This window comes from Pseudomonas glycinis, assembly GCF_054871425.1.
Genome location: NZ_JBTYHF010000004.1, coordinates 209,047 through 222,832 on the forward strand (window position 1 = coordinate 209,047; position 13,786 = coordinate 222,832).

Below are 13,786 nucleotides of genomic sequence, written 5' to 3' on the forward strand. Positions count from 1 at the left end.
TACAATCCGGGCCTCGTTGTCTCTATGTAACTGGACAGGATCACTATGCCGGCTTCATTCGTTCATCTACGCCTGCACACTGAATACTCCCTGGTCGACGGGCTGGTGCGGATCAAGCCGCTGGTCAAGGCGCTGACCGCCATGAACATGCCGGCGGTCGCGGTCACCGACCAGAACAACATGTGTTCCCTGGTCAAGTTCTATAAAAACGCCATGGGCGCTGGCATCAAGCCGATCTGCGGCGCCGACCTGTGGCTGGCGAACAAGGACCCGGATGCGCCGCTGAGCCGTCTCAGCCTGCTGGTGATGAACGCTCAGGGTTATCGCAATCTCACCGAGCTGATCTCGCGTGGCTTCATCGAAGGCCAGCGCAACGGCATGGTCATCGTCGAGCGCGAGTGGGTGGCTGAGGCCAGCGAAGGCCTGATCATGCTGTCCGCCGCCAAAGAAGGCGAGATCGGCATGGCCATGATCGGCGGCAACCCGGCGGAAGCCGAAGCGCTGGCACGCGAGTGGATGGCGGTGTTCCCGGATCGTTTCTATCTGGAAATCCAGCGCACCAACCGCCCCAACGATGAAGAGCAACTGCACGGCGCCGTGGCGCTGGCCGACAAGCTTGGCGCGCCGCTGGTGGCGACCAACGATGTGCGCTTCATCAAGCAGGAAGACTTCGCCGCCCACGAAACCCGTGTATGCATCGGTGAAGGCCGCGCCCTCGATGACCCGCGTCGTTCGAAGAATTACAGTGATCAGCAATACCTGAAAAGCGCCGAGGAAATGCTCGAGCTGTTCAGCGATATTCCCGACGCCATCGAAAACACCGTCGAGATCGCCAAGCGCTGCAACATCGATGTGAAGCTGGGCACACACTTCCTGCCCAACTTCCCGATCCCCGATGGCATGACCATCGACGAATATTTCCGCAAGGTCTCCTTCGAAGGTCTCGAAGAACGCCTGGCGGTGCTACTGCCCAAAGACACCACCGAAGACTACGAAGCCAAGCGTCAGGTCTACGTCGACCGCTTGAATTTCGAGCTGGATATCATCATCCAGATGGGCTTCCCCGGTTACTTCCTGATCGTGATGGACTTTATCCAGTGGGCCAAGAACAACGGCGTCCCGGTAGGTCCGGGCCGTGGGTCGGGTGCCGGTTCGCTGGTGGCTTACGTACAGAAGATCACCGACCTCGACCCGCTGGAATATGACCTGCTGTTCGAACGTTTCCTCAACCCGGAACGGGTTTCCATGCCCGACTTCGACGTCGACTTCTGCATGGACGGCCGTGACCGGGTGATCGATTACGTGGCCGAGAAATACGGCCGCAACGCGGTGAGCCAGATCATCACCTTCGGTTCCATGGCCGCCAAGGCTGTGGTCCGTGACGTGGCGCGGGTGCAGGGCAAGTCCTATGGCCTGGCGGATCGTCTGTCGAAGATGATTCCGTTCGAAGTCGGCATGACCCTGGAAAAAGCCTACGAGCAGGAAGAGATCCTGCGCGACTTCATCAAGGTCGATGAAGAAGCGGCGGAAATCTGGGAGATGGCGCGCAAACTCGAGGGCGTGGTGCGTAACGTCGGTAAGCACGCCGGTGGTGTGGTGATCGCACCGACCAAATTGACTGACTTCTCGCCGATCTATTGCGACGAGGCCGGTGACGGTCTGGTAACCCAGTTCGACAAGGACGACGTTGAGGCCGCCGGTCTGGTGAAGTTCGACTTCCTCGGCCTGCGTACCCTGACGATCATCGACTGGGCGCTGAAAACCATCAACCGCGACCGCGCCAAGGTCAACGAGCCGCCGCTGGATATCGCCTTTATCCCGCTCGACGACAAGCCGACCTACCAGTTGCTGCAAAAAGCCGAAACCACGGCGGTGTTCCAGCTTGAATCCCGGGGCATGAAAGAGCTGATCAAAAAGCTCAAGCCTGACTGCCTGGAAGACTTGATCGCACTGGTGGCACTGTTCCGTCCGGGCCCGCTGCAATCGGGCATGGTGGACGACTTCATCAACCGTAAGCACGGTCGCGCCGAACTGGCGTATCCGCACTCGGACTACCAGTACGACGGGCTCAAGCCGGTATTGGCGCCGACTTACGGCATCATCCTGTATCAGGAACAGGTGATGCAGATTGCTCAGGTCATGGCCGGTTACACCCTCGGCGGTGCGGACATGCTGCGTCGAGCGATGGGTAAGAAAAAGCCTGAAGAAATGGCCAAGCAGCGCGGCGGTTTCATTGAGGGTTGCGCGACCAACGGGATCGACGCGGATCTTGCCGGTAACATTTTCGACCTGGTGGAAAAGTTCGCCGGTTACGGCTTCAACAAATCCCACTCCGCCGCTTACGGCCTGGTGTCCTACCAGACCGCTTGGCTGAAAGCTCACTACCCGGCGCCGTTCATGGCTGCGGTACTCTCGGCGGATATGCACAACACCGACAAGGTCGTGACCTTGATCGAAGAAGTGCGGACGATGAAGCTGCGCCTCGACGCGCCGGACGTGAACACTTCGGAGTTCAAGTTCACGGTGAACGACGACGGCCGCATCGTTTACGGCCTCGGCGCGATCAAAGGCGTCGGTGAAGGTCCGGTTGAAGCGATCACCGAAGCGCGTCAGGCCGGTCCGTTCAAGGATCTGTTCGATTTCTGCGCGCGGGTCGACCTCAAGCGCATCAACAAACGAACTCTTGATGGCTTGATTCGCAGCGGCGCGCTGGATCGCCTCGGCCCGTACTTCCACGACGAACAAAAGGCCTATCAAGCCAACATCGACCGTAACCGCGCGGTACTGCTGGCGGCGATGGAAGAGGCGATCAAGGCGGCCGAGCAGACCGCGCGAACCCACGACAGTGGCCACGCCGACCTGTTTGGCGGCTTGTTCGTCGAAGAAGACGCCGACGTTTACGCGTCTCATCGCAAAGCCAAGGAACTGACCCTCAAGGAACGCCTCAAGGGTGAAAAAGACACCCTGGGCCTGTACCTGACCGGTCACCCGATCGACGAATACGAAGGCGAGATCCGCCGTTTCGCCCGCCAGCGCATCATCGACCTGAAGCCGGCGCGTGACACGCAAACCGTAGCGGGGATGATCATTGCCCTGCGGGTGATGAAGAACAAGAAGGGCGACAAGATGGGCTTCATCACCCTCGACGACCGCTCCGGGCGGATCGAAGCGTCGCTGTTTGCCGATGCGTTCCATTCGGCGCAATCACTGTTGCAGACCGACGCGATGGTGGTGGTTGAAGGCGAGGTCAGCAATGACGACTTCTCCGGCGGCCTGCGCCTGCGGGTCAAGCGGGTGATGAGCATGGAGGATGCGCGGACCAATCTGGCCGAAAGCCTGCGCTTGAAGCTGCACACCCAGGATCTCAAAGGCGATCAGCTACGCTGGTTGGGCGAACTGCTCAAGCGTCATCGCGGCGCGTGCCCGGTGACCATGGAGTACACCAGCCCGGATGCGAAGACCTTGCTGCAGTTCGGCGAGACCTGGCGGATCGACCCGGCGGATACCTTGATTCAAGCCCTGCGTGACCAGTTCGGGCGAGACAACGTCTTCCTCCAATACCGTTGACCGGCAAGTGCCATCATTGCGCTTGCCCGCAACCTGAATTTTTAATCTCGACCTCAGCGCGCCTCTCCCTTAAGGTAGGGCGCGAATAGACAACCGGCCGGCCCAAGCTCACTTGGGACACGACCCAAGACGGACGCCTATGAACCCGAATTTTCTAGATTTCGAACAGCCGATCGCCGACCTGCAAGCCAAGATCGAAGAGTTGCGCTTGGTCGGTAATGACAATTCGCTGAATATCGGCGATGAGATCTCCCGCCTGCAGGACAAGAGCAAGACGCTGACCGAAGACATCTTCGGCAAGCTGACCAGCTGGCAGATCGCACGCCTGGCGCGTCACCCGAAACGCCCTTACACCCTCGATTACATCGAGCACATCTTCACCGAGTTCGACGAACTGCACGGCGACCGTCACTTCTCCGACGACGCAGCCATTGTTGGCGGTATCGCCCGTCTGGAAGACCAGCCGGTGATGATCATCGGTCATCAGAAAGGCCGTGAAGTGCGCGAGAAAGTCCGCCGCAACTTCGGCATGCCGCGTCCTGAAGGCTATCGCAAGGCCTGCCGTCTGATGGAGATGGCCGAGCGCTTCAAGATGCCGATCCTGACGTTCATCGACACCCCGGGTGCCTACCCTGGAATCGACGCTGAAGAGCGCAACCAGAGCGAAGCGATTGCCTGGAACCTGCGTGTGATGGCGCGGTTGAAGACCCCGATCATCGCCACCGTAATTGGTGAGGGTGGTTCCGGCGGCGCACTGGCCATCGGCGTCTGCGACCAACTGAACATGCTGCAATATTCGACCTACGCGGTGATCTCGCCGGAAGGTTGCGCGTCGATCCTGTGGAAGACCGCCGAGAAAGCACCGGATGCCGCTGAAGCAATGGGCATCACCGCTGAGCGTCTGAAAGGCCTGGGTATCGTCGACAAAGTGATCAGCGAGCCACTGGGCGGCGCCCATCGTGACCCGGCTGCTGCCGCCGCTTCGATCCGCGCCGAACTGAGCTCGCAACTGGCGATGCTCAAGCAGTTCGATAACGAAGCGCTGCTCAAGCGCCGTTACGATCGCCTGATGAGCTACGGTCTCTAAGTCGAAGCGCGATACCCATGTGGGAGCGAGCCTGCTCGCGAAAGCGGTATAGCACTCGACGAATGTGTTGAATGTTAAACCGCCTTCGCGAGCAGGCTCGCTCCCACATTTGTTTGGGGCAAAGAGAGAGCTATGGGTCAGTCCATGATTGATTTGCCATCCCGTCTTCTGCTGAACCTTGAGCCCTGGCGCCACGTCGCTCACTGGCGCATCGCCTTCTCCGGCGGCCTCGATTCCACCGTCCTCCTGCACCTTCTCGCCACTCTCGCGAAAAGCCAATCCCTCCCTGCGTTAAGCGCCATCCACATCCACCACGGCCTTCAGGCTGCGGCCGATGCGTGGCCGCAACATTGCCAAGACGTTTGCGATGCGCTGGGCGTGCCGTTGCAAGTGGAGCGGGTCACCGTGAAGGGCGGGGCGAGCCTGGAGCGGGCGGCGCGGGACGCGCGTTACGCGGTGTTCAGTTCGCTGACGCAGACCAATGACGTGCTGTTGACTGGCCAGCACCGCGATGACCAAGCGGAAACGCTGCTGTTTCGGCTGTTGCGCGGTGCCGGTGTCCGCGGGCTCGGCGCGATGCCGCGGCAGCGTCCAGTGGGGCAGGGCGCGCTGGTTCGACCGTTGCTGGATGTCAGCCGCGCTGAGCTGGAAGGTTATGCACAGGCGCATCAGTTGCGCTGGATCGAAGACCCGTCGAATCAGGATCACCAGTTTTCGCGCAATTACCTGCGCCATCAAGTCATGCCGCTGCTGGCCGAGCGCTGGCCGCAAGCGCAGGCCAGCATGGCGCGAACAGCTGCGCATCTGCGTGAGGCGCAGGGCTTGCTCGATGAGCTGGCGCAGATTGATCTCGCACAAGCCGAAACGCCCCATGAATTCGCTTGGCTGGGTGTGCCATCGCTGGAGCTGACACCATTGACGGCGTTATCTGACGCGCGCCAGCGAAATGCCCTCAGCCACTGGCTCGAACCGTTGACCCGGCTGCCGGATGCTGACCATTGGTCGGGTTGGACAACGCTGTGCAATGCCGGCGCCGACGCTTCTCCGATCTGGCGTCTGGCCGACGGCGAGCTGCACCGCAGCGCCGGGCGCATCTGGTGGCTGAGCGGCAATTGGTTGCGCACGCCAGTGATCGGCGCCGACTGGCAGACCCCGACTTCAGCGCTACGCTTGCCGGATAACGGACGCGTCATGCTCCACGGGCATGCTCCATCCGGGCCTTTGCGTATTGCCTATCGGCAGGGCGGTGAGGTCATGCAACTGGCCGAGCGCGGTAGCCGGGATCTCAAGCGTCTGCTCAACGAGCGCGCGGTGCCGGCCTTCGTGCGTGGCAGATTGCCGCTGCTGTTTCGTGGCGAAGAATTGCTCGCCGTGGCGAACCTGCCGGGTCTTGCTGGTCAGATGGACGAAGGCTGGACATTGCACTGGCAGCCAACAGACGAAGATCAAGGTTTGAGCTGAAAGGAGCATTCCGGTAGACTACGCTCCCTTCTTGATACAACTTCTGTGGATTCGCCTGAATTGCAGGAGTTGCCGATTACCAAGCAGTCTTTGCTGGGCGATTCCAAAAAATGTGTAGCGAGCAACGTACCGGTGTTTCATCTGCCGGTCTGTCACAACGCGGCGGTTTTTTCGAAAGGTGCACTGTGATTAATGCAGGTGATCGGGGGCTTCGGCCTTCCTTCGCTTTCCCCGGCGGCTCGTTCCGCTTTAACGCAGACTTCTAGGGTTTTTCATGACGCGCTACATATTCGTCACGGGCGGTGTTGTTTCTTCATTGGGGAAAGGCATTGCCTCGGCTTCATTGGCGGCTATCCTGGAGGCGCGGGGGCTTAAGGTCACCATGCTGAAGCTGGATCCGTACATCAACGTCGATCCAGGCACCATGAGTCCGTTCCAGCACGGTGAAGTGTTCGTCACCCATGACGGCGCCGAGACCGACCTGGATCTGGGGCACTACGAGCGGTTCATCCGCACGACCATGACCCAGAACAACAACTTCACCACCGGCCGTGTCTACGAGCACGTGCTGCGCAAAGAGCGCCGTGGCGACTACCTGGGTGCAACCATCCAGGTGATCCCGCACATCACCGACGAAATCAAGCGCCGCATCATCAAGGGTGCCGGTGACGCTGACGTAGCGATGGTCGAGATCGGTGGCACCGTCGGTGACATCGAGTCGCAACCGTTCCTCGAAGCCATCCGCCAGCTGCGATTCGAAGTCGGCGCCAAGCGCGCGATGCTGATGCATCTGACGCTGGTGCCGTACATCGCCACCGCTGGCGAAACCAAGACCAAACCGACCCAGCACTCCGTCAAGGAACTGCGTTCGATCGGTCTGCAGCCAGACGTGCTGGTGTGCCGTTCCGATCACCCGATCGATGTGTCCTCGCGTCGCAAGATCGCCCAGTTCACCAACGTTGAAGAGCGTGCGGTAATCGCGCTGGAAGACGCCGATACCATCTACAAGATCCCGGGCATCCTGCATTCGCAGGGTCTGGACGATTTCGTCGTTGAGCGTTTCGGCTTGCAGTGCGGCAGCGCCGATCTGTCCGAGTGGGACGCAGTGGTCGATGCCAAGCTGAACCCGGAACACGAAGTGACCATCGCCATGGTCGGCAAGTACATGGAACTGCTCGACGCGTACAAGTCGCTGATCGAAGCGATGAGCCATGCCGGTATCAGCAACCGCACCAAGGTCAACCTGCGCTACATCGATTCCGAAGACATCGAGAACCAGGGCACTGCGCTGCTCGAAGGTGTCGACGCGATTCTGGTGCCGGGCGGCTTCGGTCTGCGTGGCGTGGAAGGCAAGATCACTGCCGTTCAGTACGCTCGCGAAAACAAGGTTCCGTACCTCGGCATCTGCCTGGGCATGCAAGTGGCGGTCATCGAGTTCGCCCGTAACGTACTGGGCTGGAAAGACGCCAACTCCACCGAGTTCGATCGTGCCAGCGGCCATCCGGTGGTCGGTCTGATTACCGAATGGGAAGACGCCACCGGTGCTGTCGAAGTACGTACCGAAGCGTCCGATCTGGGCGGCACCATGCGCCTCGGCGCCCAGGATTGCCTGCTTGAACCGGGCTCCAAAGTCCATGATTGCTACGGCAAGGACGTGATCGTCGAGCGTCACCGTCACCGTTACGAAGTGAATAACAACCTGCTGCCGCAGATCATCGAAGCCGGCCTGAAAATCTCCGGTCGTTCCGCCGATGCTGCGCTGGTCGAAGTGGTTGAAGCGCCGGATCATCCATGGTTCGTCGCCTGCCAGTTCCACCCTGAGTTCACCTCGACCCCACGCGACGGTCATCCGCTGTTCAGCGGTTTCGTCAAAGCCGCGTTGGCTCAACACCAGAAGAAGGCGTAACCCGATGGCACAGAAGATCATCCGCGTCGGCGACATCGAGATTGCCAACGACAAACCCATGGTGCTGTTCGGCGGCATGAACGTGCTGGAAAGCCGTGACATGGCCATGCAGGTTTGCGAAGAGTACGTAAAGGTCACCGAAAAACTCGGTATCCCTTACGTGTTCAAGGCCAGCTTCGACAAGGCCAACCGTTCTTCTGTGACTTCGTATCGCGGTCCTGGCCTGGAAGAGGGCATGCGCATCTTCCAGGACATCAAGCAAGCGTTCGGCGTGCCGATCATCACCGACGTCCACGAGCCGGACCAGGCTGCGGTCGTCGCTGAAGTCTGTGACATCATTCAGTTGCCGGCCTTCCTGTCGCGCCAGACCGATCTGGTCGTGGCGATGGCAAAGACCAATGCCGTGATCAATATCAAGAAAGCCCAGTTCCTCGCGCCTCAGGAAATGAAACACATCCTGAACAAGTGCGTGGAAGCCGGTAACGATCAGTTGATCCTCTGCGAGCGTGGTTCGAGCTTCGGCTACAACAACCTCGTGGTCGACATGCTCGGCTTCGGCATCATGAAGCAGTTCGAATACCCGGTGTTCTTCGACGTGACCCACTCGCTGCAAATGCCTGGCGGTCGTTCCGACTCCGCTGGCGGTCGCCGTGCGCAGGTCACCGATCTGGCCAAGGCCGGCATGAGCCAGTCGCTGGCGGGTCTGTTTCTCGAAGCGCATCCGGATCCGGACAACGCCAAATGCGACGGCCCTTGCGCCTTGCGTCTGGACAAACTGGAGCCATTCCTGGCCCAGCTCAAAGCTCTGGACGAACTGGTGAAGAGTTTTCCGACGGTAGAAACCGCGTAACGCTCGATTCTCCGGTAAAGTACCGCACGATTTGTCGCTCATGCCCTCGGGCGTGAGCGTTGTCGTCTGCAAGTCTGCCCGCTGTACTTCGCTTGCCGACGATAAAGATTTCCTCTAGCTGCGTCGTTTTCGTCAACTTTGGAGTGTTTACAACAATGGCAAAAATCGTCGACATCAAAGGTCGTGAAGTTCTCGACTCCCGTGGCAATCCCACCGTGGAAGCGGACGTGCTTCTCGACAACGGCATCATCGGCAGCGCCTGCGCGCCGTCCGGTGCATCCACTGGCTCGCGTGAAGCGCTCGAGCTGCGTGATGGCGACAAGAGCCGTTACCTGGGCAAGGGCGTGCTCAAGGCGGTAGCCAACATCAACGGTCCGATCCGCGATCTGCTGCTGGGCACCGACCCGAGCGACCAGAAAGCGCTGGATCAGGCGATGATCAAGCTCGACGGTACCGAAAACAAAGCGACCCTGGGCGCCAACGCCATCCTCGCCGTGTCCCTGGCTGCGGCCAAGGCAGCTGCGCAGGATCAGGATCTGCCGCTGTACGCACACATCGCCAACCTCAACGGCACCCCGGGTGTGTACTCGATGCCGGTACCAATGATGAACATCATCAACGGTGGCGAGCACGCCGATAACAACGTCGACATCCAGGAATTCATGGTCCAGCCAGTTGGCGCCAAGTCTTTCTCGGAAGGTCTGCGCATGGGCACCGAGATTTTCCATCACCTGAAAGCTGTGCTGAAGGCTCGTGGTCTGAGCACTGCCGTTGGCGACGAAGGCGGTTTCGCACCGAACCTGGCTTCCAACGAAGACGCGCTGAAAGTGATCTCCGAAGCCGTGGCCAACGCCGGTTACAGGCTGGGCACCGACGTGACCCTGGCGCTGGACTGCGCCGCGAGCGAGTTCTACGAAGACGGCAAATACAACCTGTCCGGCGAAGGCCAGGTGTTCACTGCTGAAGGTTTCGCCGACTACCTCAAAGGTCTGACCGAGCGTTACCCGATCATCTCCATCGAAGACGGTCTGGACGAATCCGACTGGGCTGGCTGGAAAATCCTCACCGACAAGATCGGCGAGAAGACCCAGCTGGTGGGCGACGACCTGTTTGTGACCAACACCAAGATCCTCAAAGAGGGCATCGATAAAAAGATCGCCAACTCGATCCTGATCAAGTTCAACCAGATCGGCACCCTGACCGAAACCCTGGAAGCCATCCAGATGGCCAAGGCTGCCGGCTACACCGCCGTGATCTCGCACCGTTCCGGCGAAACCGAAGATTCGACCATTGCCGACCTGGCTGTGGGCACCTCGGCTGGCCAGATCAAGACCGGTTCGCTGTGCCGCTCCGACCGCGTTTCCAAGTACAACCAACTGCTGCGTATCGAAGAGCAGTTGAACGGCAAGGCCAAGTACAACGGCCGTGCCGAGTTCCGCGGTTAAGCGCAACCTGATCAAAGGACACCGGATTGTGTCGGAAAAGTCGTGACAGCGATGGATTTGCCACTAATCTGATGCCTTAAGCACAAGCCTGGATCTTTCCAGGCTTCGTGCTATCAGATGCTGCAACATTATGCGTGGCTGTCTTTTTTCACTGGATACCTGATATTCGATGCGCAGTCCTTACTGGTTGTTTCTTGTTTTGCTCTTGCTCCTGGCCGGTCTGCAGTACCGCCTGTGGGTGGGCAATGGCAGTCTGGCGCAAGTCGCCGAGCTGAAACAGCAGATCGCCGAGCAACACGCCGAGAACGAAGGCCTGCTGGAGCGCAACCGGGTGATGGACGCTGAAGTCAGCGAGCTGAAGAAAGGCATGGAGACCGTCGAAGAGCGGGCTCGCCACGAACTGGGCATGGTCAAGGACGGCGAAACCCTTTACCAGTTGGCCCAATGATCAATTCCCTGCCGGCCTTCTGGGCCGTGATTCCTGCCGCGGGCGTCGGTGCCCGAATGGCCGCGGACCGTCCCAAGCAATATCTGCAACTGGGCGGGTGCACAATTCTCGAACACAGCCTCGGCTGTTTCCTCGATCACCCGAGCCTCAAGGGCCTGGTGGTCAGTCTTGCTGTAGACGATCCTTACTGGCCGAATCTGGCATGCGTCAGCGATCCGCGCATTCAGCGGGTTGATGGCGGGGCGGAGCGTTCCGCGTCGGTGCTCAATGCCTTGCTGCATCTGCATGCGCAAGGTGCCGACGATGACGATTGGGTGCTGGTGCATGATGCGGCCCGGCCGAATCTGAGTCGCGATGATCTCGACAAGTTGCTTGCCGAACTCGCGGATGACCCGGTTGGCGGTCTATTGGCAGTGCCCGCTCGCGACACGCTCAAACGCGTTGATAACAACGGTCGTGTGGTTGAAACGGTGGACCGCAGTGTGATCTGGCAGGCGTATACGCCGCAGATGTTTCGCCTCGGCGCGTTGCATCGAGCGTTGGCCGACAGCCTGGTTGCGGATGCCGTGATCACCGATGAAGCTTCGGCGATGGAATGGGCCGGTCTGGCACCGCGTCTGATCGAAGGGCGGGCGGATAACCTCAAGGTGACCCGGCCGGAAGACCTGGAGTGGTTGCGCCAGCGATGGGCTAACCGCCGCTGATTGCTGTGACGTCCATTGCGCCGCCTTCGCGAGCAAGCTCGCTCCCACATTTGATTTGCGCCTGACACCAGATTTGCAGTCACCGCACGTCCACTGTGGGAGCGAGCTTGCTCGCGAAGGCGGCCGCACTAACAACCCATCACTCAGCTTCGATACTCCGCCCGCTCAGCCAACCCTTCTTTAAGAAAATCCACCAACTTGCGCACCTTCGGCGACAAATGCCGCTGCTGCGGATACAGCGCCCACACCGCCGTATTCGGCGGCTGATGCGCTTCGAGCAAGGAAATCAGCGCGCCGCTGTGCAGGTGCTCGAGCACGTAATAGTCCGGCAACTGACACAACCCGACACCCTGAAGCGCCGCATCCAGCACCGCCTGCCCACTGTTGCAACGCCAGTTGCCCTGCACCCGCTGGGAAAATTCCCGCCCGTTCTGTTCCAGTTGCCAGATATCCGAACTGCCGATCAGGCAATTGTGTCGACTCAATTCCGACAAACTGTGTGGGCGTCCGTACCGTTCCAGGTAGGACGGCGATGCGCACAGGTACATTCTCCGTGGCGCCAGACGTGTCGCGACCAAGCGCGAATCCTGTAGCCGACCCAGACGAATTGCCAGATCCAGCCCTTCATGCACCAGATCCAGCTGGCGATTGCTCAGCTCGATATCGATACGCAGCTGCGGGTACAGCCCCATGAAGCGAGTCACCAGCGGCACGATAAAGCGTTCGCCATAGGCCACCGCGCAGGTCATGCGCAGCATGCCTTTCGGTTCGCTGGTCAGATCGCCTACCGCGCGCAAGGCTTCTTCGCGACCGTCCTGCAGGCGCTGGCAATGTTGCAGGAAAGTCTGCCCGGCTTCGGTCAACGTAACTCGCCGGGTGCTGCGGTAGAGCAGGCGCGTCTGCAAACGCTCTTCGAGCCGTACGATTTGTCGACTGATGTGCGAGGAAGAAACCCCAAGACGCTCGGCAGCGGCGGTGAATTGGTTGCATTCGGCGACGGCAACGAACTCGTCGATGCCTTCCCAGCGGTTTTCCGACACTTGGATTATCCCTGTATGGCAATAATGTTTTGCTTTCGTCCGGATTATTCCTCGGGACGCGCTGAACTACACTGTCTGTCTGCTTTTTTATTTATTGGATTCACTGGAGAGTCAGCATGATCAAGTCGCGCGCCGCCGTTGCCTTCGAGGCCAAGAAGCCGCTGGAAATCGTAGAAGTCGATGTCGCCATGCCGAAGGCTGGTGAAGTGTTGCTGCGCGTTGTCGCTTCCGGGGTGTGCCACACCGATGCCTACACCTTGTCCGGCGCAGACCCGGAAGGCATCTTCCCGTCGATCCTCGGCCACGAAGGTGGCGCCATCGTTGAAGCGATCGGCGAGGGCGTGACCTCGGTTGCCGTCGGCGACCACGTCATCCCGCTCTACACCCCGGAATGCGGCCAGTGCAAATTCTGCAAGTCGGGCAAGACCAACCTCTGCCAGGCGATTCGCGCCACCCAAGGCAAGGGCCTGATGCCGGACGGCACTTCGCGCTTTTCCTACAAGGGCGAAACGATTTTCCACTACATGGGGACGTCGACGTTTTCGGAATACACCGTGCTCCCGGAAATCTCCGTGGCCAAGATCTCCAAAGACGCGCCGCTGGAGAAGGTTTGCCTGCTCGGTTGCGGCGTAACCACCGGTATCGGCGCCGTGCTCAACACCGCCAAGGTCAAACCGGGTGACACCGTGGCAATCTTCGGTCTCGGCGGTATCGGCTTGTCGGCCGTGATCGGCGCGGTGAAAGCCAAGGCTGCGCGGATCATCGCCATCGACATCAATCCAGCCAAGTTCGAAATCGCCAAACAACTCGGTGCAACCGACTGCGTGAACCCGAAAGACTTTGATCGTCCGATCCAGGAAATAATCGTCGACATGACCGATGGCGGCGTCGACTTCTCCTTCGAGTGCATCGGCAATGTGCAACTGATGCGCGCCGCGCTTGAGTGCTGCCACAAAGGCTGGGGCGAGTCGGTCATCATCGGTGTCGCCGGTGCCGGCCAGGAAATCGCTACCCGTCCATTCCAATTGGTTACCGGTCGCGTCTGGCGCGGTTCGGCGTTCGGCGGCGTGCGTGGCCGTACTGAATTGCCGAGCTACGTCGACATGGCCCAGAGCGGCGAGATCCCGCTGGATACCTTCATCACCCACACCATGGGTCTGGAAGATATCAACAAGGCGTTCGACCTGATGCACGAAGGCAAGAGCATCCGCACCGTCATTCATTTCTAACAGCAGCCCCGAGCTGCAAGCTTCAAGCTGCAAGTAAAGGCGTTCGTGC

At 59.8% G+C, this 13,786-nt stretch carries 10 protein-coding genes; 9 read left to right on the forward strand and 1 reads right to left on the reverse strand.

The annotated features are described in order from the left end of the window. The first annotated feature begins 45 nt into the window (after positions 1–45). The 8 genes from dnaE (at position 46) to ispD (ending at position 11,468) form a co-directional block, all read left to right on the forward strand. Positions 46–3,567, forward strand: coding sequence for a DNA polymerase III subunit alpha (dnaE, locus tag ACYSTU_RS11365; protein ID WP_136492047.1), 3,522 nt, complete (start codon positions 46–48; stop codon positions 3,565–3,567). Positions 3,568–3,706: 139 nt separating this feature from the next. Then, the gene (locus tag ACYSTU_RS11370) at positions 3,707–4,654 is read left to right on the forward strand and encodes an acetyl-CoA carboxylase carboxyltransferase subunit alpha (RefSeq protein ID WP_016771465.1); all 948 of its coding nucleotides are present in this window, start codon (positions 3,707–3,709) and stop codon (positions 4,652–4,654) included. A gap of 132 nt (positions 4,655–4,786) precedes the next feature. Then, complete coding sequence (tilS, locus tag ACYSTU_RS11375) at positions 4,787–6,115, forward strand: tRNA lysidine(34) synthetase TilS (RefSeq protein WP_498998473.1); 1,329 nt, start codon at positions 4,787–4,789, stop codon at positions 6,113–6,115. A gap of 274 nt (positions 6,116–6,389) precedes the next feature. After that, positions 6,390–8,021 (forward strand): CTP synthase, encoded by a 1,632-nt coding sequence (gene pyrG / locus ACYSTU_RS11380; protein WP_016771462.1) that lies wholly within the window; start codon positions 6,390–6,392, stop codon positions 8,019–8,021. Positions 8,022–8,025: 4 nt separating this feature from the next. Then, on the forward strand, positions 8,026–8,871 hold the full coding sequence (gene kdsA, locus ACYSTU_RS11385; RefSeq protein ID WP_007954807.1) for a 3-deoxy-8-phosphooctulonate synthase: 846 nt from the start codon (positions 8,026–8,028) through the stop codon (positions 8,869–8,871). A 155-nt stretch (positions 8,872–9,026) separates the two neighbouring features. Beyond that, complete coding sequence (gene eno, locus ACYSTU_RS11390) at positions 9,027–10,316, forward strand: phosphopyruvate hydratase (RefSeq protein WP_498998481.1); 1,290 nt, start codon at positions 9,027–9,029, stop codon at positions 10,314–10,316. Positions 10,317–10,485: 169 nt separating this feature from the next. Beyond that, complete coding sequence (ftsB, locus tag ACYSTU_RS11395) at positions 10,486–10,764, forward strand: cell division protein FtsB (protein ID WP_016771460.1); 279 nt, start codon at positions 10,486–10,488, stop codon at positions 10,762–10,764. Further along, a complete protein-coding gene (gene ispD, locus ACYSTU_RS11400) occupies positions 10,761–11,468 on the forward strand; it encodes a 2-C-methyl-D-erythritol 4-phosphate cytidylyltransferase (RefSeq protein ID WP_498998485.1) in 708 nt (235 codons plus the stop codon). Before ftsB ends, ispD begins: the two co-directional genes overlap by 4 nt. Before the next feature lie 143 nt (positions 11,469–11,611). Here ispD and ACYSTU_RS11405 read toward each other — a convergent pair whose 3' ends face one another. Then, positions 11,612–12,508: a LysR substrate-binding domain-containing protein gene (locus ACYSTU_RS11405; protein WP_073476033.1), complete on the reverse strand. Its 897-nt coding sequence runs from the start codon at positions 12,506–12,508 to the stop codon at positions 11,612–11,614. Positions 12,509–12,624: 116 nt separating this feature from the next. Between ACYSTU_RS11405 and ACYSTU_RS11410 the strand changes: the two genes are divergently transcribed. Further along, positions 12,625–13,737 (forward strand): S-(hydroxymethyl)glutathione dehydrogenase/class III alcohol dehydrogenase, encoded by a 1,113-nt coding sequence (locus ACYSTU_RS11410; protein WP_264364602.1) that lies wholly within the window; start codon positions 12,625–12,627, stop codon positions 13,735–13,737. The last annotated feature ends 49 nt before the right edge of the window (positions 13,738–13,786 follow it).

What these genes read in the sequence shown, in the direction of transcription:
- eno (WP_498998481.1), top strand. Translation starts at nt 9,027, where the DNA reads ATGGCAAAAATCGTCGACATCAAAGGTCGTGAAGTTCTCGACTCCCGT.
- tilS (WP_498998473.1), top strand. Translation starts at nt 4,787, where the DNA reads ATGGGTCAGTCCATGATTGATTTGCCATCCCGTCTTCTGCTGAACCTT.
- kdsA (WP_007954807.1), top strand. Translation starts at nt 8,026, where the DNA reads ATGGCACAGAAGATCATCCGCGTCGGCGACATCGAGATTGCCAACGAC.
- pyrG (WP_016771462.1), top strand. Translation starts at nt 6,390, where the DNA reads ATGACGCGCTACATATTCGTCACGGGCGGTGTTGTTTCTTCATTGGGG.
- ACYSTU_RS11370 (WP_016771465.1), top strand. Translation starts at nt 3,707, where the DNA reads ATGAACCCGAATTTTCTAGATTTCGAACAGCCGATCGCCGACCTGCAA.
- ACYSTU_RS11410 (WP_264364602.1), top strand. Translation starts at nt 12,625, where the DNA reads ATGATCAAGTCGCGCGCCGCCGTTGCCTTCGAGGCCAAGAAGCCGCTG.
- ftsB (WP_016771460.1), top strand. Translation starts at nt 10,486, where the DNA reads ATGCGCAGTCCTTACTGGTTGTTTCTTGTTTTGCTCTTGCTCCTGGCC.
- dnaE (WP_136492047.1), top strand. Translation starts at nt 46, where the DNA reads ATGCCGGCTTCATTCGTTCATCTACGCCTGCACACTGAATACTCCCTG.
- ispD (WP_498998485.1), top strand. Translation starts at nt 10,761, where the DNA reads ATGATCAATTCCCTGCCGGCCTTCTGGGCCGTGATTCCTGCCGCGGGC.